Source organism: Arthrobacter sp. ZGTC412 (assembly GCF_002929215.1).
Classification (GTDB): Bacteria; Actinomycetota; Actinomycetes; order Actinomycetales; family Micrococcaceae; genus Arthrobacter.
In genome coordinates this window covers 78399-95425 of sequence record NZ_PJII01000017.1, presented here as the reverse complement: position 1 = coordinate 95425, position 17027 = coordinate 78399, and the positions used below count along the sequence as shown (strand labels likewise).

The 17027-nt window shown below is 65.5% G+C and carries 17 protein-coding genes; 8 read left to right on the top strand and 9 right to left on the bottom strand.

The window, feature by feature from the left end:
• Nucleotides 1-176: 176 nt before the first annotated feature.
• Both CXQ88_RS17080 and CXQ88_RS17075 read left to right on the top strand, forming a co-directional pair.
• Nucleotides 177-929 (top strand): DUF4191 domain-containing protein, encoded by a 753-nt coding sequence (locus CXQ88_RS17080; RefSeq protein ID WP_104045330.1) that lies wholly within the window; start codon nucleotides 177-179, stop codon nucleotides 927-929.
• Nucleotides 930-1015: 86 nt separating this feature from the next.
• Nucleotides 1016-1402 carry a DUF3817 domain-containing protein gene (locus CXQ88_RS17075; RefSeq protein WP_258061961.1) on the top strand — a complete coding sequence of 129 codons (387 nt, stop codon included), beginning with the start codon at nucleotides 1016-1018 and terminating at the stop codon, nucleotides 1400-1402.
• Nucleotides 1403-1411: 9 nt separating this feature from the next.
• Here CXQ88_RS17075 and CXQ88_RS17070 read toward each other — a convergent pair whose 3' ends face one another.
• The gene (locus CXQ88_RS17070; RefSeq protein ID WP_104045329.1) at nucleotides 1412-1849 is read right to left on the bottom strand and encodes an RDD family protein; all 438 of its coding nucleotides are present in this window, start codon (nucleotides 1847-1849) and stop codon (nucleotides 1412-1414) included.
• Between the two features lie 276 nt (nucleotides 1850-2125).
• Between CXQ88_RS17070 and glnA (CXQ88_RS17065) the strand changes: the two genes are divergently transcribed.
• Entirely contained in the window at nucleotides 2126-3550 is a 1425-nt protein-coding gene (gene glnA, locus CXQ88_RS17065) for a type I glutamate--ammonia ligase (protein ID WP_104045328.1), read from the top strand.
• 666 nt (nucleotides 3551-4216) lie between these two features.
• Here glnA (CXQ88_RS17065) and CXQ88_RS17055 read toward each other — a convergent pair.
• From CXQ88_RS17055 to glnA (CXQ88_RS17040), 4 genes are all read right to left on the bottom strand, one after another.
• Nucleotides 4217-4750: a GNAT family N-acetyltransferase gene (locus CXQ88_RS17055; protein ID WP_104045326.1), complete on the bottom strand. Its 534-nt coding sequence runs from the start codon at nucleotides 4748-4750 to the stop codon at nucleotides 4217-4219.
• Between the two features lie 5 nt (nucleotides 4751-4755).
• A complete protein-coding gene (locus tag CXQ88_RS17050; RefSeq protein ID WP_104045325.1) occupies nucleotides 4756-5199 on the bottom strand; it encodes a VOC family protein in 444 nt (147 codons plus the stop codon).
• A 68-nt stretch (nucleotides 5200-5267) separates the two neighbouring features.
• Nucleotides 5268-8279: a bifunctional [glutamine synthetase] adenylyltransferase/[glutamine synthetase]-adenylyl-L-tyrosine phosphorylase gene (locus CXQ88_RS17045; RefSeq protein ID WP_104045324.1), complete on the bottom strand. Its 3012-nt coding sequence runs from the start codon at nucleotides 8277-8279 to the stop codon at nucleotides 5268-5270.
• Between the two features lie 9 nt (nucleotides 8280-8288).
• Nucleotides 8289-9629, bottom strand: a complete 1341-nt coding sequence (gene glnA, locus CXQ88_RS17040) for a type I glutamate--ammonia ligase (protein ID WP_104045323.1) — start codon at nucleotides 9627-9629, stop codon at nucleotides 8289-8291.
• Between the two features lie 260 nt (nucleotides 9630-9889).
• On the opposite strand from glnA (CXQ88_RS17040), the gene panB reads away from it, so the two are divergent.
• The gene (gene panB / locus CXQ88_RS17035; protein WP_104045336.1) at nucleotides 9890-10786 is read left to right on the top strand and encodes a 3-methyl-2-oxobutanoate hydroxymethyltransferase; all 897 of its coding nucleotides are present in this window, start codon (nucleotides 9890-9892) and stop codon (nucleotides 10784-10786) included.
• Between the two features lie 53 nt (nucleotides 10787-10839).
• Here panB and CXQ88_RS21630 read toward each other — a convergent pair whose 3' ends face one another.
• Nucleotides 10840-11004, bottom strand: coding sequence for an SPOR domain-containing protein (locus CXQ88_RS21630; RefSeq protein ID WP_146069240.1), 165 nt, complete (start codon nucleotides 11002-11004; stop codon nucleotides 10840-10842).
• Between the two features lie 120 nt (nucleotides 11005-11124).
• Between CXQ88_RS21630 and map the strand changes: the two genes are divergently transcribed.
• From map to CXQ88_RS17020, 3 genes are all read left to right on the top strand, one after another.
• Nucleotides 11125-12003, top strand: a complete 879-nt coding sequence (gene map / locus CXQ88_RS17030; protein ID WP_104045322.1) for a type I methionyl aminopeptidase — start codon at nucleotides 11125-11127, stop codon at nucleotides 12001-12003.
• A 122-nt stretch (nucleotides 12004-12125) separates the two neighbouring features.
• Nucleotides 12126-12929, top strand: a complete 804-nt coding sequence (gene ppgK, locus CXQ88_RS17025; RefSeq protein ID WP_104045321.1) for a polyphosphate--glucose phosphotransferase — start codon at nucleotides 12126-12128, stop codon at nucleotides 12927-12929.
• A gap of 1 nt (nucleotide 12930) precedes the next feature.
• Nucleotides 12931-13683 (top strand): SDR family oxidoreductase, encoded by a 753-nt coding sequence (locus CXQ88_RS17020; protein WP_306737064.1) that lies wholly within the window; start codon nucleotides 12931-12933, stop codon nucleotides 13681-13683.
• Nucleotides 13684-13756: 73 nt separating this feature from the next.
• On the opposite strand, the gene nrdR is transcribed toward CXQ88_RS17020, so the two are convergent.
• The 3 genes from nrdR to CXQ88_RS17005 all read right to left on the bottom strand — a co-directional run bounded on the left by nrdR (nucleotide 13757) and on the right by CXQ88_RS17005 (nucleotide 16373).
• Entirely contained in the window at nucleotides 13757-14263 is a 507-nt protein-coding gene (nrdR, locus tag CXQ88_RS17015) for a transcriptional regulator NrdR (protein ID WP_104045320.1), read from the bottom strand.
• A 186-nt stretch (nucleotides 14264-14449) separates the two neighbouring features.
• The gene (gene hisD / locus CXQ88_RS17010; protein ID WP_104045319.1) at nucleotides 14450-15817 is read right to left on the bottom strand and encodes a histidinol dehydrogenase; all 1368 of its coding nucleotides are present in this window, start codon (nucleotides 15815-15817) and stop codon (nucleotides 14450-14452) included.
• Between the two features lie 4 nt (nucleotides 15818-15821).
• Complete coding sequence (locus tag CXQ88_RS17005) at nucleotides 15822-16373, bottom strand: hypothetical protein (RefSeq protein ID WP_258061959.1); 552 nt, start codon at nucleotides 16371-16373, stop codon at nucleotides 15822-15824.
• A 128-nt stretch (nucleotides 16374-16501) separates the two neighbouring features.
• Here CXQ88_RS17005 and CXQ88_RS17000 point away from each other — a divergent pair, with 128 nt between their 5' ends.
• Complete coding sequence (locus tag CXQ88_RS17000; RefSeq protein WP_104045318.1) at nucleotides 16502-17002, top strand: flavin reductase family protein; 501 nt, start codon at nucleotides 16502-16504, stop codon at nucleotides 17000-17002.
• The last annotated feature ends 25 nt before the right edge of the window (nucleotides 17003-17027 follow it).

The window sequence follows — 17027 nt, the reverse complement described above, 5'->3', positions numbered from 1 at the left end:
GGCTGGGAAATCCCCGCTGAACTCGCGCACATCGAGTCCTCCGGCACCACCCGCCAGGAAGCCAGCTCCCTCCTCGCGGCGCACTCCTGACCCAAAAACGCTGCATCCCCGAAGGGCCGGCACCGGAGAACTCCGGTGCCGGCCCTTCGCCTTTGGTCACGTAGAATTGAGGCACTATGGCGAAATCCCCTGATTCCAGCAACCCCACTCCGGCGGGCTCAAGCGCAGTGAAGCGTGGCCTCTTCTCCCGCAAGCCGAAAGAAGCAAAGGCCAAGAAGCCCAGCCGGCTTAAGCAGATCGGTGAGGTCTTCAACATGACCCGCCGCCACGACCCCATGGTTCCGTGGCTTATGCTGCTGGTTTTCCTTGGCGTTGTGGCTGTCAGCTTCCTGGTGGGCTTCTGGCTTGAAAACTGGATTACGGGCCTGATCATCGGCATCCCGCTGGGTCTTTTGGGCGCCACACTGATTCTCTCCCGCCGCGCCGAACGCGCGGCCTTCGCCCAGATCGAAAACCAGCCCGGCGCCTCCGGCGCCGCCCTTGGAACGCTGCGGCGGGGCTGGATCACCGAGGAACAGCCCGTCGCCGTCAATCCCCGCACGCAGGACGCTGTGTTCCGCGCCATTGGCCGTCCCGGCGTCGTGCTGGTCAGCGAAGGGCCCACGCACCGGGTAAAGCCGCTGCTGGACGCCGAGCGAAAGCGCCTGGCACGCATCCTGCCCAACGTCACCGTTCACGTCATTGAAAGCGGCCGGGGCGAGGGCCAGGTCCCCATCAGCCAGGTGGCCAAAAAGATGGGCAAGCTGAAGAAGGAATTGACCAAACTCGAGGTGAATGCCGTATCCAAGCGGATCGCCTCACTTGGCAACAAGCTCCCCATCCCCAAGGGCATCGACCCCTACAAAGCCCGTCCCAACCGCGGACGCTAGAGCAAACGCCCCGGTACCCGGCTTCCTGCCGGGACCGGGGCTTTTTTATGGCCAATGCCACAACACCGACTACAGGACAGGACAAAGTGGAACAGAACAAGCTGCAACAGGACCCGGTGACATCTCCCGTGAGGAACGCCGTCCTCCGCGCCTTCCGGATCCTCGCGATCGCAGAAGCGTTCAGCTGGGCGGCACTGCTGGTGGGCATGTACTTCAAGTGGATTGCGGGCACCACGGAGCTTGGCGTCCAGGTGGCAGGACCCATCCACGGTGCCCTCTTTGTGGGTTACGGGATTGCTGCGCTTGCACTCTGGCGGCTGCAGCGCTGGCCGTTCGTCGTAGCCCTCTTCGCCGGCCTTTCCGCCGTCTTCCCGTTCGCCACGCTCTGGTTCGAGCGCTGGGCGGGCAAACGCGGGTACCTTGGAGCCCCTGCAGCCAGAATCCCTGCGGCGAAGGAAACCAGCCGCGTCTGAGGGCCGGGACTAGCTGCGCAGGAGCAGCGTGTTCATGGCCTTGTCGTGCAGGCCGCGGTGATCCGGATCGAAGATGACGGCGGGAATTACCAGGCAGAGCAGCAACGACCTCACCAGCGCGGCGAGCGGCCCCGGCGCTCCCCCGCCGGCTTTCACCACGTGAATACCGGCGGCACGATGCCCGATGCTGTAGCCAAGCGTGCCCACCAGGAGGATCTGTTCGACGGCGAAGATCGCCAGGGTAGCCCAGGCGTCACCCGCGAACGCGAAGTTGCTGATCAGCAACGCGATGGCCCAGTCGATCACGATCGCGATGATCCTGCGTCCGGCCCGGGCAATGGAGCCGGTTCCGGACTCCGGCAACCCCAGCCTCTCACCGGGATACTTCGAGATGCCAGAGGTGTCGGGGCCGGTGAGCCAGGAGCCAATATCTTTGCGATCTACCACCGTCCAAGTTTACCGGGTCCGGTTCGCCCACACTGTGGAAGCGGTTAGACCGCAGTGTGGACGGCAGATAGCCTTGCCATAACAGGGCATTCTGTAACCTGCCCGAAACAATGTGGACACGGACGGGAAATGCCGCGTCCATAGGCTGTTAGCAGTTTCAAGCAAATCCCCCGGCAGGTGCTCACAGCAGGGAAACCTTGCGTTTTCCCTGCCTTCGGATTGCGCTGGATCAGATGGCTTTCACGCCAGATATTTACATATGCGTTAGGAGCATAGATGTTCACCACTGCGGACGAAGTCCTCAAGTTCATCAAGGACGAAGATATTAAGTTCGTCGATATCCGCTTCACCGATCTGCCGGGTGTCCAGCAGCACTTTAACGTGCCGGCCAAGAGCGTTGACGCCGACTTCTTCATCAACGGCCAGCTTTTCGACGGATCCTCCATCCGCGGCTTCCAGGGCATCGCAGAATCCGACATGCAGCTGATTCCTGACGTCACCACCGCGTTCCTGGACACCTTCCGCATGGAGAAGACCCTCGCGCTGAACTTCTCCATCGTCAACCCCCGCACGGGCGATCCGTACCACCGCGATCCCCGCGGCGTGGCTGAGAAGGCAGAAGCCTACCTCGCCTCCACGGGCATCGCAGACACCGCTTTCTTCGCTCCCGAAGCCGAGTTCTTCGTGTTCGACAACGTCCAGTACCAGTCCTCCCCGCAGGGCAGCTTCTACAAGATCGATTCCGAGGAAGCACACTGGAACACCGGCCGCGAGGAAGAGGGCGGAAACCTCGGTTACAAGACCCCCGTCAAGGGCGGTTACTTCCCGGTCTCCCCCACCGACAAGCAGGCTGACCTGCGCGACGCCATGTGTGTCGCCCTGGACGAAGCCGGCCTCGAGGTCGAGCGCAGCCACCACGAAGTTGGCTCCGCCGGCCAGGCCGAAATCAACTACAAGTTCACCACCCTGACCCACGCTGCCGATGACCTGCAGAAGTTCAAATACGTCATCAAGAACACGGCAGACGCCTGGGGCAAGTCAGTGACTTTTATGCCGAAGCCGGTCTTTGGTGACAACGGCTCGGGCATGCACTGCCACCAGTCGCTGTGGAGCAACGGCGAGCCGCTGTTCTACGACGAGAAGGGCTACGCCGGCCTGTCCGACACCGCCCGCTGGTACATCGGCGGCCTGCTGAAGCACGCCGACGCCGTCCTGGCATTCACCAACCCGACGGTGAACTCGTACCGCCGCCTGGTCAAGGGCTTCGAAGCTCCGGTCAACATGGTTTACTCGCAGGGCAACCGCTCCGCCGGTATCCGTATCCCCATCACGGGCACCAATCCCAAGGCAAAGCGCATCGAGTTCCGCGCGCCGGACCCCTCCTCCAACCCGTACCTGGCATTCGCTGCCCAGCTGATGGCCGGCATCGACGGCATCCGCAACCGCATCGAACCGCCGGCACCGATCGACAAGGACCTTTACGAGCTCCCCGCCGAGGAAGCCAAGGACATCCCGAAGGCTCCGGGCACCCTCGAGGAGGCCCTGGACGCCCTGGCTGCGGACAACGAGTTCCTGCAGGCCGGCGGCGTGTTCACCCAGGACCTCATCGACACCTGGATCGAGTACAAGTACGAGAACGAGATCCGTCCGCTGTCGCTGCGCCCGAACCCCTACGAGTTCGAGCTCTACTACGGCGTCTAGCCGGACCACGCGGCTGACGCGGCATTAGTCCGCACACAGCCCGCTGGAAAAGAACCACAACAAGGCCGGTCCCCTCGGGGGCCGGCCTTGTTGGTGCCCGGATGATTAGAGCCGCTCAGCCGGCGAACCCGCCCGTTGCACATCAGCCAGGGCCCGGAACCCTGTCAGCCGTCATTTCGGCAGAGTCCACCGGCGCCGCCGGCGCGGAGCATTTTTCACAGCGGCCAACAAACTGGTGGGGGCAGTCCATGAGATCCAGCCCGTCCTCGGTATGTACTGTGACTCGCATGGCATACCTGCCGCTTTCTGAGCCGGGGCGGCGCGCCGCCGGCTTGTCATTCACGTGAGGCGATCATGGCGCCGGCGGAGGCTGGAGGGGCTACCAAGCTCACAACCCGCCGGCCCTTTTATTTAACCGTCCCTGACTGCTGCAGGCACGAGTAGGCGGTACTCACCTTTTTGAGGGTCCCTACGCATGGCGGACACAACCACCGGCTGCCGAAGGTGGGGATCCAGCTCCAGACGTGCTGAGACCGGGAGCCGGATCCCCTGACGAATGTCCCCCGAGACGAAGACTTGGAAGCCTTCCCCCCAACAAGGTTTGAAGAACACCGCCATCCACATAATCAAGCAATCCGGGGCCAAGCGCAACGCCGGATTGCTGGGTTATGGTGCTGCGGGCGGGCCAAAGCCCCGAAACATGATCCGTTGGGGTCCTGCCGGGCTCCCGGTATATTGCCCGCGGTCCTCAAAGCCGGCGCGGCGGTAGGCGGACAATCCCGCCGGGTTCGCTTCGTTGACGGAAAGGACGACGCCGGTCTCCCCGGTCCCGTGCCGGAGGCTGAGTTTTTCCGCGGCCGCCACAGCGGCGGCAGCACCCAGCGGACCGAATCCTTTGCCCTGTTGCCGCCGGTCGATCAGGAAACCCCGCAGCAGCCAAGCGGAATCGTCGTCCGGCCAGCCCGCCAACCGGGCCGCCCCGGCCTGCAGGGTGAGCACTCCTACTGCCCGGCCCAGGGACTCGATGACGTATGGTCGGCGCGAATCCTCAGCCAGCCCTGCCAGTGCCATCCTGAGAGGATCACCAACATACTGCTCCTGGCCCGGCCCAAGTTCGAGCTCCGCCACTGCACCGAGCTGCATGGCGCATGCGTCGTCGTCGAGGTCCCTCAGCGAAATCAGCCAGACGCTGGGGTCCACCCCGCTCAGGACTGGACGCTGGCGGAATCGCTACCGGCCGTGGATTCAGCCGGCGGACCGGCGGGGTCCATCCACGTCACTTCCCAGAGGTGGCCGTCCGGGTCCTGGAAGCTGTGGTTGTACATAAAGCCGTAATCCTGGGGGTCCTCCGAAGTGGACCCGCCGGTGGCCAGCGCGGTCCTGACGGCTCCGTCCACTGCCTCCCGGCTGTCCACGGAGTAGGCGATGATCGCTTCCGCGTAGTCCTTTGTGTCTGCGACGTTCTTGGAGGTGAAGGTCTTGAAGAAGGTCTCCACCAGGAGCATGACATAGGCGTTCTCGTTGATGATCATGCACGTGGCGTTCTCATCCGTATAGTCCGGGTTGAAGGAAAAGTCCAGGGCCGTGAAGAAATCCACGGAGCGCTTCAGGTCTTTGACGGGCAGGTTGAAAAAGATTTGGGTAGCCATTGGCTCAAAATAGCACCAGGCCCCGACAGGTGTCAGCCACTACCGGCAAACACTGCCTGACTGCGGGGCTAGTGGCCGTAGAAAACCCGTTCGAAAACGGCGCGTGCCCGGCGGCTGACCCGAAGGTAGTCCTCTTCCAGCACCGCGGCATTGCCGGGTTCGTAGCCGCACCACCGCGCCACCGCTTCCAGGTCCCGCCGAGAGGACGGAAGCAGGTCCGAGGCCTTGCCGCTCCAGATGACATTGGCAGACCTGATCCGGCTGGCAAGACGCCAGGCAGCCGCGAGCAGGTCCGCGTCGTCCTTGGCAAGCAGGCCGGATTGAGCTGCCGCTTCGAGCGCCGCGATGGTGGACGTGGTCCGCAGCTCCCCGTGTTTACCGGCGTGCTGAAGCTGGAGAAGCTGGACCAGCCATTCGACGTCGCTGAGCCCCCCGCGCCCCAGCTTAAGATGCCTGGCCGGATCAGCACCGCGCGGCAGGCGCTCGGATTCCACCCTCGCCTTGACCCGCCTGATTTCCCGGACGTCCTGGGAGGATACGGACTCGGGATACCGGATGGGGTTGATGAGTTCCATGAAGTCCGCAGCCAGGGCGTCGTCGCCCGCCATTGGCCGGGCACGCAGCAGTGCCTGGGCCTCCCAGATGAGCGACCAGCGGCGATAGTACTCAGCGAAGGAGTCAAGGGAGCGCACCATCGCTCCGTTTTTGCCCTCCGGGCGCAGGTCGGCGTCCACCTGCAGCACCCGTTCCGCCATGATGGCCGGTTTCAACGGCTGGGTCAGGAGGTTGGAGACCTTGGCTACGATCCGCGAGGCCTGCTCCTGCGCCTCCTCCTCGGAGAATCCCGGCAGTGCCCTGTGGACGTACATGACGTCCGCGTCCGACCCGTAGCCGATTTCGCGCCCGCCCTGCCGGCCCATGGCAACCACCAGGACGGCGGTCTTCAGGGGCCCCTTGGCTGACACAACGCCCTCGGCAACACGCAGTGCGCCGAGGACGGCCGCGCGGTCAGTGTCCGCCAGCGCCGCTCCCACCTCGTCCTGGTTCAGCAGTCCGGCAGAATCGGCGATCGCGATCCGGAGGGTTTCCCGCCGCCTGATCAGGCGGATCAGCCGCATGGCGCTCTCCGGGTCCGAATGGCGGGACATCTTGGCGGTGATTTCCTGCCACTGGGCCTCGAAGGTGACCGGCACGAGGTCCTTGTCGTGGCCGAGCCAGGCCACCGATTCGGGGGACACTTCCAGCAGGTCCGCAATCAGCCGCGAGTTTGCGAGCACGTGGCACAGGCGCTCCGCCGCAGCCTTGGAGTCGCGGAGCATCCCCAGGTACCAGTGGGTGGTGCCCAAAGCCTCGCTGACCCGGCGGAAGGCGAGGAGGCCGCCGTCGGGATCCACTCCTTCAGCGAGCCAGTCGAGCAGGATGGGCAGCAGCTGCCGCTGCAGGGCGGCGCGGCGGCTCACGCCCGCGGTCAGCGCCTCGATGTGGCGCATGGCGCCCTTCGGATCCAGGTACCCGAGGGCCGCGAGCCGGCCCTGGGCAGCTTCGGGCGTAAGCCTTGCATCCTCACTGCTGAGTTTGGCTGCGGTGTTGAGCAGGGGCCGGTAGAAGATCCGCTCATGCAGCTCACGCACCGAGCGCTTGGTCTTCTGCCAGGCGGCCATCAAAGCGTCCGGGTGCGGGCGTTCATTGGAAAATGGCCCCAGCACAGCCTTGGCCAGCGCACGGAGCGCAGGCTCCCCCACCGGCATCAGGTGTGTCCGGCGCAGCTGGAAAAGCTGGATGCGGTGCTCCAGCAGCCGCAGGTACCGGTACGCATTGTCGAAGGCCGCGGCATCCGCGCGCCCGATATAGCCGCCCGCGGAGAGGGCTGCGATGGCCGAAGTGGTGTCCCGCCGCCGCAACGTTTCGTCAGACTTGCCATGGACCAGCTGGAGCAGCTGCACCGTAAACTCGACGTCGCGGAGACCGCCCCGGCCCAGCTTGATCTGCCGCTGTTCTTCCGCCTGCGGGATGTGCTCTGTGACCCGTCGGCGCATGGCCTGCACGGACTCAACGAACCCGTCCCGGCTAGCTGAACTCCAGATCAGCGGCGCAATGGCGTCCTCGTACTGTTGGCCAAGGGCAACATCGCCGGCGATGGTGCGGGCCTTCAGCAGAGCCTGGAACTCCCAGCTTTCAGCCCATCGCGCATAGTAGGTCTGGTGGGACGCCAAGGTACGCACCAGCGGCCCGGACTTCCCTTCCGGCCGGAGGTTCGCGTCCACTTCCCACAGCCCTGGTTCGCGGGCCACGGAGGAAATGGCCCGGGATATTCCGCTGGCCAGTGCTGTGCCGATGGTGCTGGCCTGTGCATCTTCAAGGCCGCCCGCTTCCGCCACGTAGATGACGTCGACGTCGGATATGTAGTTCAGCTCCCGGGCTCCGCATTTGCCCATGCCGATGACGGCCAGGCCGACGTCGGCCACTTCCGAGGCACTGAACTGGCTGGCCGCCTCCGCGCGCGAGACAGCGAGGGCCGCCTCGATCGCGGCGCCGGCCAGGTCCGCCAGTTCCCCGCCGGCCATGGGCAGGAAGTCCAGCGGGTCAGCGGCGCAGAGGTCCTTGACCGCAAGGTCCACCACGCCCCTGCGGTAGGCCGTCCGAAGGGCCGCGTAGGCCTCCGTTCCCGTGACGCCGGCAACGGGCCGGGCGGCACGCGGGTCAGCACCTACGGACGAAAGGAGGGAGGCCCGCAACTCCGCTGGATCCGCCTGCAGCGGCTCGGGGCTGGGCCGGACACGGAAGGCGTCGAGGTGTTCGGGGTGGCGGATGAGGAACTCCCCCAGCGCCTCCGATGCCCCCAGCACGCGGTAGAGTGCTTCGCTCGTTTCCGGATCAGCGCCCGCCAGCTCCCGGAGGTCCGGATGCTTTTCGATCAGCCGCACCAGGGACTGGAGGGCGGTGTCCGGGCTGGCTGCCATCTGCAGCCCCGCAAAGAGCCTGTCTTCGTCCAGTCCTTCGAGCTCGCGGGCAGCCAGGAACCGTTCGGCCTTCTCCAGGTCACTGAAGCCGGCCGAAATCAGGCGCCGTGCGAGGCTCACCACCACTTCCTAAAGGATGGCCAGGTTGCGCTGCAACTCGTAGGGCGTCACCTGGAGCCGGTAGTCCTGCCACTCGGCGCGCTTGTTCCGGAGGAAGTGTTCAAAGACCTGCTCGCCCAAAATCTGCGGCAGAAGTTCGGAGTCCTCCATGGTGCGGATGGCGTCATGGAGGCTGGCGGGAAGCGGATCGTGCCCCATGGCGCGGCGCTCCGCTGAACTCAGCGACCAGACATCATCCTCTGCGGCTGCGGGAAGGTCGTAGCCGCCTTCGATGCCCTTCAGGCCGGCGCCCAGAAGGACGGCGTAGGCGAGGTACGGGTTTGCGGCGGAATCGATGCCGCGGTACTCGATCCGCGCCGACTGGCCCTTGCCGGGCTTGTAGAGGGGAACCCGCACCAGTGCTGAGCGGTTGTTGTGTCCCCAGCTCAGGTAGCTGGGGGCTTCGCCGCCGCCCCACAGCCGCTTGTAGGAGTTCACGAACTGGTTTGTCACGGCAGTGAACTCGGGTGCGTGCTTGAGGATGCCGGCAATGAACTGGCGGGCGGTTTTGGACAGCTGGAACTCCGCGCCGGCCTCGTAAAAAGCGTTGGTGTCGCCCTCGAACAGGGAGAAGTGGGTGTGCATGCCGGACCCGGGGTGCGCGGTAAAGGGCTTGGGCATAAAGGTGGCGTACGTCCCCTGCTGGAGCGCCACTTCCTTGATGATGGTCCGGAACGTCATGATGTTGTCCGCCGTCTGGAGGGCATCCGCATAGCGCAGATCAATCTCGTTCTGCCCCGGACCCGCCTCATGGTGGCTGAATTCCACCGAGATGCCCACCGATTCCAGCATGGTCACGGCCGTGCGCCGGAAATCCTGGGCCACGCCGCCCGGGACATGGTCAAAATAGCCGCCTTCGTCCACCGGCACCGGTGCGCCGTCCGGCCCGGGTTCCTGGGACTTAAGGAGGTAGAACTCGATCTCAGGGTGGGTGTAGCAGGTGAAGCCCATGTCTGCGGCTTTGGCGAGGGTGCGCTTAAGGACGTTGCGGGGATCAGCTGCGGAAGGTTCACCGTCAGGCGTCAGGATGTCGCAGAACATGCGGGACGTCTGCTCGGTTTCACCGCGCCACGGCAGGATCTGGAAGGTGGACGGATCCGGCTGCGCGAGCATGTCGGACTCAAACACACGGGCGAGTCCTTCAATGGCTGAACCGTCGAAACCGAGGCCTTCCTCGAAGGCGCCCTCCACTTCAGCGGGCGCCAGCGCCACTGACTTGAGTGAACCCACGACGTCGGTGAACCACAGGCGCACGAAACGTACGTCGCGCTCTTCGATGGTGCGCAGGACAAACTCTTGCTGGCGGTCCATAAATGGCCTCTTCTCCGGTCAACGTCCATGCCCCGGTCCGCAGAATGCCGGCAGCAGTTCACAAACACTGTACTAAGCAATTGCCGCCGATGCTGGAGCCTGCGGGCCGCGTAACACAGCGTTAACACGAAGGCCGGGGAATGGCGACGGCGGCAGCCGTGGCGCGGGCCGCCGTCGGGCCCCTCGCTTATGACGCGAATCACCAGGGTGGGAGACGCCGCCGGTAGCTAGGACCGCGGATGCCGCACTACGCTCATGCCATGGCCTCCAGCAGCAGCTCCGACGCAAGCATGTCCGCCGACGTCCCCGCCCCCTACGGCAGCGGGCCCGGTCAGGGCGTTCCGCCGGCCGCGGAGCGGAAGCCAGCCAAGGTACGCATCCACCACCTGCAGCAGGCCAAGAACGACGGCACGAAATTCGCGATGCTCACCGCCTACGAGCAGTACACGGCGGAGATTTTCGACGCCGCCGGCATCGAGGTGCTCCTGGTGGGCGACTCTGCGTCCAACAATGTCCTCGGCAACGAGACCAGCCTTCCGGTCACCGTGGATGAACTGCTGCCCCTGTGCCGGGCAGTTGCCCGCTCTGCCAGGCGCTCCCTCGTTGTGGCGGACCTGCCGTTCGGAAGCTACGAGGTTTCCGCCGGGCAGGCCGTCGCCACGGGCGTTCGTTTCCTGAAGGAAGGTTTGGCGCACGCCGTCAAGATCGAGGGCGGGAAGTACTATGCGCCCACTGTCCGGGCCATGGTGCAGGCAGGCATTCCCGTGATGGCCCACATCGGCTTCACGCCTCAAAGTGAACACGCGCTGGGCGGCTACCGGGTCCAGGGCCGCGGCGGGGACGCACAGCGTTTAATTGACGACGCCGTGGCGCTGGCCGATGCCGGCGCCTTCAGTGTGCTGATGGAGATGGTCCCCGCGGAGACAGCGGCGGCAGTGGATAAGGCGGTCGCGGTTCCCACCGTGGGCATCGGCGCCGGCAAGGAGACCACCGGCCAGGTGCTCGTGTGGCAGGACATGGCCGGGCTGCGGGGCGGCAGAATGGCCAAGTTCGTCAAGCAGTACGCGGATTTGCGGAGCACACTCATGGATGCAGCCGCCGCCTACGGCGAGGACGTCAGGTCCGGCCAGTTCCCCGGGCCCGAGCACACCTTTTAGGCGGGCACAGGCCCGGGCGGCCGGCACTGCGCCGGCCTGCTCCGTGTACCCAGTCAGTCGTCGTCGTCCTTTTCCCAGACTTCATTGCGGGCGCGGACTTTCTCCAGTGCGTGCTCGGCCTCTTGCCTCGTCTTGTAGGGCCCAATCAGCTGGCTCCAGTCGGAGAGCCGGTCCTCCTCCACCTCGTGGGTCTTGATGTTGTACCAGTACTCAGCCATCGCTGTTCCCTTCCGCCGGGCAGGGAACCTGCGGCGTGACGCGCGTAACTTAAACCCATACGCGGGACAGACGCGGCTCCCGGTTGTTAGGCCTTCTGTGGTGCCTTATATGATCAATCTATGCCTTCCCTTGCCTCGACTGCACCCATCGGCACCCTCACCCCGGGAACCGTGAGCCCGCAGCGTCCCGTACCGGCGTCCATCGCCCGCCCTGAATATGTCGGCAGGCCGGCACCTGCCAAGTTCACCGGCTCCGAGGTCAAGTCCGCCGAAACCATTGAGAAAATCCGCGTGGCCGCGAAAGTCGCCGCACAGGCCATCGTGGAAGTCGGGAAGCACATCGAGCCAGGCGTCACCACCGACCAACTGGACAAGGTGGGCCACGAGTTCCTCCTTGACCATCACGCGTACCCCTCCACCCTCGGATACCGGGGATTCCCCAAGTCCTTGTGCTCGTCGCTGAACGAGGTCATCTGCCACGGGATCCCGGACACCACGGTGGTTAATGACGGTGACATCCTCAATATCGACATCACGGCCTATATCGACGGCGTCCATGGCGACACCAACTACACGTTCCTGGTAGGGGATGTTGACGAGGAATCCCGCCTGCTCGTGGAACGGACGCAGGAATCCCTCAACCGGGCCATCAAGGCCGTAGCCCCGGGCCGTGAGATCAACGTGATCGGCCGCGCCATCCAGTCGTACGCCAAGCGCTTCGGCTACGGCGTGGTCCGGGACTTCACCGGACACGGCGTAGGTGAAGCCTTCCACACCGGGCTCATCATCCCGCACTACGACGCCGCACCCGCCTACAGCACGGTGATCGAACCCGGCATGGTGTTCACCATTGAACCGATGCTGACCCTGGGCACGGTCGAGTGGGACATGTGGGCGGACGACTGGACCGTCGTCACCCGCGACCGCAAACGCACTGCCCAGTTTGAGCACACCCTGCTGGTCACCGAATCCGGCGCAGAAATCCTCACTCTGCCCTGACCCGGCCGCCCCACGGAAGCGGCCCAACACCTGTCAACGGCAGGCCGCTGACTTAGCAACCACCCCGGGGCCGGCTACCCGCCGCCCCTTCCCTGCCCGCCCCTGCCACGAACGGAAACCAATTGGCCAAGAAGGACGAAAAGTCGCAAAAGAACGCCCCGCTGATCGGCATCGACATCGGTGGCACGGGAATCAAGGGCGGCATCGTCGACCTCAAGAAGGGCAAACTGTTGGGTGAACGGTTCCGCGTTCCCACCCCGCAGCCGGCCACCCCCGAGGCAGTTGCAGAGGCAGTGGCACTGGTGGTTTCCGAACTATCGGCCCGCCCCGAGGCACCTGCTGCCGGCTCCCCCGTAGGCGTCACCTTCCCCGGCATCATCCAGCACGGCGTGGTCCACTCCGCCGCCAACGTGGACAAGAGCTGGCTCAACAGTGACATCGACGGCCTCCTGACGGCACGCCTGGGCCGTCCCGTTGAGGTCATCAACGACGCCGACGCCGCCGGGCTTGCGGAGGCCAGGTATGGGGCGGGCGCGGGCATTGCCGGCACTGTCCTGGTGATCACCCTCGGCACCGGAATCGGTTCTGCCTTTATCTTCGACGGCAAACTTGTGCCCAACGCTGAGCTGGGCCACTTGGAGATCGACGGCCACGACGCGGAAACCAAGGCCTCCGCCGTGGCCCGGGAGCGGGACGGCCTGTCGTGGGACGAGTACAGCGTCCTGCTGCAGCGCTACTTCTCCCACGTCGAGTTCCTGTTCTCCCCCGAACTGTTCATCGTCGGCGGCGGCATTTCCAAGCGCGCGGATGAGTACCTGCCCAACCTCAAACTCCGCACGCCCATCGTGCCGGCAGTCCTGCGGAACGAGGCCGGCATTGTGGGTGCCGCCATCGAAATCGCACTGAAGCACAAGCTCGCCAAGTAGGGTGCCCACCCGTGGCGTCATGGTGGTCACCGGTGCCAGCCGCGGCATCGGGGCCGCCATAGCCAGGCTGGCTGCCCGCACGGGCTACGCCGTGGTGGTGAACTATTCCGCAGATGCGGACGGTGCGGCGGCCGTGGTTGAGGACATTGTGAACGACGGCGGCACGGCGGTCCGTGCCCGGGCGGACGTCAGTGACCCCGCCGCCGTCCGGTCCCTCTTCGACGCCGCAGCGCGGCTGGGGACATTGACGGCAGTGGTGAACAACGCAGGGATCACCGGCAACCTGATCGGGAACCTTGTGGACGTGCCTGCGGAGAATGTCCGGCGGGTCATGGACGTCAATGTGACAGGCCTGATCTACGTCTGCCAGGAGGCGGTGCGCCGCCTAAGCATCCACACCGGTGGCGTGGGTGGTTCGATCATCAACATCTCCTCCACCGCAACCAAGGCAGGCTCCCCCGGAACCTGGGCGCACTATGCTGCGTCCAAGGGAGCGGTAGACGTCCTCACCACAGGATTTGCCGCGGAAGTGGCACAGCAGGGTATCCGGGTGAACGCAGTGGCGCCGGGCAGCACCAACACGGGCCTGCATGCGGCGGCGGGGATGCCGGACCGCGTGGAGCGGCTGAACCCGACCATCCCGCTTGGCAGGGGCGCCGAGCCCGAAGAAGTAGCGGCCGCCGTCCTGTGGCTGATGTCCGCGGAGGCGGCCTACATCACCGGTGCGGTGCTGCCGGTTTCAGGGGGAAGATAGCCGCCTGACCCGTTGCGGGCAGGCGTGGTGCCGGTGGTGGCTGCGGCTTCCCCTCCAGTGCCACCACCGGAGCTTACAGTGGGCTTTTTTCGGAGCTCTTGGCGCCCTTGGCGGGAGTGCTCTTTGCGTCTTCTTCGGCTTCCTGGCGGAGCAGGGCGATGGCCGTTTCGAAATCCTCGAGGGATTCGAAGGCTTGGTAGACGCTTGCGAAGCGAAGGTAGGCCACCTTGTCCAGCTTCTGCAGCGGACCGAGGATAACGAGTCCCACTTCGTGGGCGTCGATCTCAGCGGCGCCGGAGGAGCGGATCTGCTCCTCGACCTCCTGGGCGAGCAGAGCGAGGTCGTCCTCGCTGACCGGGCGTCCCTGGCAAGCCTTGCGGACACCGTTGATCACCTTGCTGCGGCTGAAGGGCTCCCCCACGCCGGAACGCTTGATGACGGACAGGCTGGTGGTTTCCACGGTAGTGAACCGGCGCCCGCATTCAGGGCACTGGCGGCGCCGGCGGATGGCCGAGCCATCGTCCGCCATTCGGCTGTCCACCACACGGGAGTCGGGGTTGCGGCAGAACGGACAGTACATGGCGTCCCTTCTTTCGCTTGATGTTCTTCGCTGGTTGCTCTTCGCTCGTTGCACGGACGCGGCAAGGCGAAGCCCGGCCCGCGGCGCCTTTAGTTTACGACCAGGAGCCAGCTAATAACAACCCTGTAATTACTACATGTTGTGGTGGGTACTACTAGATGTCGGGCCCGGGCAGTCCCTATTAACCTAGGAGAACCGGGCCGTGACCGCCTCGCCGTGGGCGGGCAGGTCTTCTGCGCCGGACAGGCTGACGATGTGGCCGCTCACTTCTGCCAGCGCGTCGCGGCTGTAGTTCACAACCTGGATGGCCCTCAGGAAGGTGGTGACGTTCAGGCCGGACGAAAAGGCAGCCGTGCCGCTGGTGGGCAGCACGTGGTTGGAGCCGGCGCAGTAGTCCCCGAGGCTGACGGGGCTGAAGTCGCCAACGAAGATGGCCCCGGCATTACGGATCCTGGCGGCCACGCCGGCGGCGTCGCGGGTCATGATTTCCAGGTGTTCGGCCGCGTAGGCGTCACAGGCGGCGATGCCCTGTTCGAGGTCGTCCACCAGGACCACCCCGGACTGCGGGCCGGACAGCGCTTCAATGACCCGGCCGGAGTGCTTGGTGGCGGCGGCCTGCCGGTCCAGCTCGGCGCGGACCGCGGCAGCGAGGTCTTCGGAATCCGTGATGAGCACCGAGGCCGCCTTGGGATCGTGTTCCGCCTGGCTGATCAGGTCGGCGGCAACCAGGGCAGGTTGGGCCGTGGAGTCCGCCAGGATGGCAATCTCGGTGGTGCCGGCCTCGGAATCGATCCCCACTGCGCCCTTCACCAGGCGCTTGGCTGTAGCGACGAAAATGTTGCCCGGCCCGGTCACCACGTCCACCGGTTCCAGCGCCGGGCCGGCCTCCGTTGCGGGCACCCCGTAGGCGAAGGCGGCGATGGCCTGGGCGCCGCCGATGGCGTACACCTCCGTAATGCCGAGCAGTGCAGCAGCGGCAAGGATGGTGGGGTGCGGCAGGCCGTCGAACTCTTTCTGCGGTGGCGACGCCAGGGCAATGGACCCTACTCCGGCGGCGAGGGCCGGTACCACGTTCATGATGACGGAGGACGGGTAGACGGCAAGGCCGCCGGGCACGTAGAGTCCCACCCGCGCCACCGGCACCCAGTTCTGGCTGACCCGTGCGCCGTCGCCGAGCTGGACCTCCACGTTGCGCGGACGCTGGCTGTCCGCAAACCGGCGTGCCCGGCTGATCGATTCCTCCAGCGCCCCGCGGACGGCGGGGTCCAGCTCCTGCAGCGCTGCCGCAAGGGCCTCCGGCGGGACCAGCGGGTGGTTCTGCTCCACGCCGTCGAAGCGGAGGGCCAATTCTCCCAGTGCGTCGAAGCCCCGCTGCCGGACGGAGGCAATGATGTCGAGGACCTTCTCTTCGGCGTCGGCTACCGTCTGGCCCTGGGCGCGGGGAAGGGCGGCGCGAAGTCCCGCGAGGGTCAAGTTCCGGCCGCGAAGGTCGACAGTGCGGAAGCTCACGGCGGCAGCAGCGGGGGTGGCGGGAAACTCGGAAGAAATGGTCACCGCACTATTTTACGGGCCCCACCGCGATGTCATGCGACCGGTGCGGCCCGCCGTCGTCCTTCCTGCCGTTGCCCTTCCTTCCGAGGAGGTGCATCAACTCCAGCACAAAGACGGACACGGCGGTGGCAGCGGGCCACAGCAGCAGCACAGGCAGGGAGCGCAACGAAAAGGCAATGCTGGCGTTGGCCGAGGCGTCTACCGCGGGCCCCCACAGCTGCGCGGACAGCAGGCCTGCCTGCCAGGCCAGGACGGCGCCGAATAAGGCGCCTGCCAGCCCCATGAGCAGGGCGGCCTGCGGATCCCGGCGCTTTTTGTCCGTCAGGAACACTGCCAGGAGGCACCCGGCGAAGACCAGAAGCCCTGCCAGCGTGAGGTCCCTGGGGAGCCAGACCAGGGGGTTGGTGCCGGTCCCGAGGGCGTCATCCCTGGTGATCAGGTTGAGGCCGCCGGGCGCAAGGAGCCACCAGAGAATTCCCGCGGGCACCCCCGCCGCTGCCGGGACCGCGACCATGGCCCAGGGCAGCCGCGGGCGTGCGCGGCGGGTTGGCTTCATCATGCAACAAACCTTAACAAATGTTCCGCCGGCTTAACCGCCGGACGTGGGACTTCAAGTGATTCCCTGCCTGGCCGACCGGCCCATACCCTTGAAGGAGAACACACAACCACCCACCATCAGGAGTTCCCGTGACCGTAAATGACGTGCCGTTCGAGCGGACGTTCAGGGAGATGTTCAGGCGCCACGCCGCGGGCGTTGCCATCATCACGGTCAATTACCAGGACAGCCCCTTCGGCTTCACTGCCACCTCCGTAGCGTCATTGTCAGCGCAGCCCCCGCGCTTCACCTTCAACATGGCACGCAGTTCCAGGTCGTGGCCTGCCGTGGCCAATACCACCTACCTCGGCGTGCATATGCTCGGCCTGGAGAACCAGCAACTCGCCGACCGGTTTGCCGGCGCCGGCAACCGGTTTGAGGGCGACCACTGGGACGTCGGGCCGCACGGGGTACCGGTGCTGAAGGACGTGGCCGGCTGGTTGATCGGTGAGGTGCAGATGCGCCTCTCGTTCGAGAACAACGCAGTTGTGGTGGTGCAGGTGGTCGACGGCCAGGTGGGCGGCGACGGGTCGCCCCTTCTCTACCACGCGGGCGGATACAGCCAGCCGGTGCCGCTCGACTACGAAATCTAAGGGCCCCGCCGGGCGTCCGGGCCGG

What these genes read in the sequence shown, in the direction of transcription:
- CXQ88_RS21630 (WP_146069240.1), bottom strand. Translation starts at nt 11,004, where the DNA reads ATGGCTGAGTACTGGTACAACATCAAGACCCACGAGGTGGAGGAGGAC.
- CXQ88_RS17005 (WP_258061959.1), bottom strand. Translation starts at nt 16,373, where the DNA reads ATGATGAAGCCAACCCGCCGCGCACGCCCGCGGCTGCCCTGGGCCATG.
- nrdR (WP_104045320.1), bottom strand. Translation starts at nt 14,263, where the DNA reads ATGTACTGTCCGTTCTGCCGCAACCCCGACTCCCGTGTGGTGGACAGC.
- glnA (WP_104045328.1), top strand. Translation starts at nt 2,126, where the DNA reads ATGTTCACCACTGCGGACGAAGTCCTCAAGTTCATCAAGGACGAAGAT.
- panB (WP_104045336.1), top strand. Translation starts at nt 9,890, where the DNA reads ATGGCCTCCAGCAGCAGCTCCGACGCAAGCATGTCCGCCGACGTCCCC.
- CXQ88_RS17080 (WP_104045330.1), top strand. Translation starts at nt 177, where the DNA reads ATGGCGAAATCCCCTGATTCCAGCAACCCCACTCCGGCGGGCTCAAGC.
- map (WP_104045322.1), top strand. Translation starts at nt 11,125, where the DNA reads ATGCCTTCCCTTGCCTCGACTGCACCCATCGGCACCCTCACCCCGGGA.
- CXQ88_RS17050 (WP_104045325.1), bottom strand. Translation starts at nt 5,199, where the DNA reads ATGGCTACCCAAATCTTTTTCAACCTGCCCGTCAAAGACCTGAAGCGC.
- glnA (WP_104045323.1), bottom strand. Translation starts at nt 9,629, where the DNA reads ATGGACCGCCAGCAAGAGTTTGTCCTGCGCACCATCGAAGAGCGCGAC.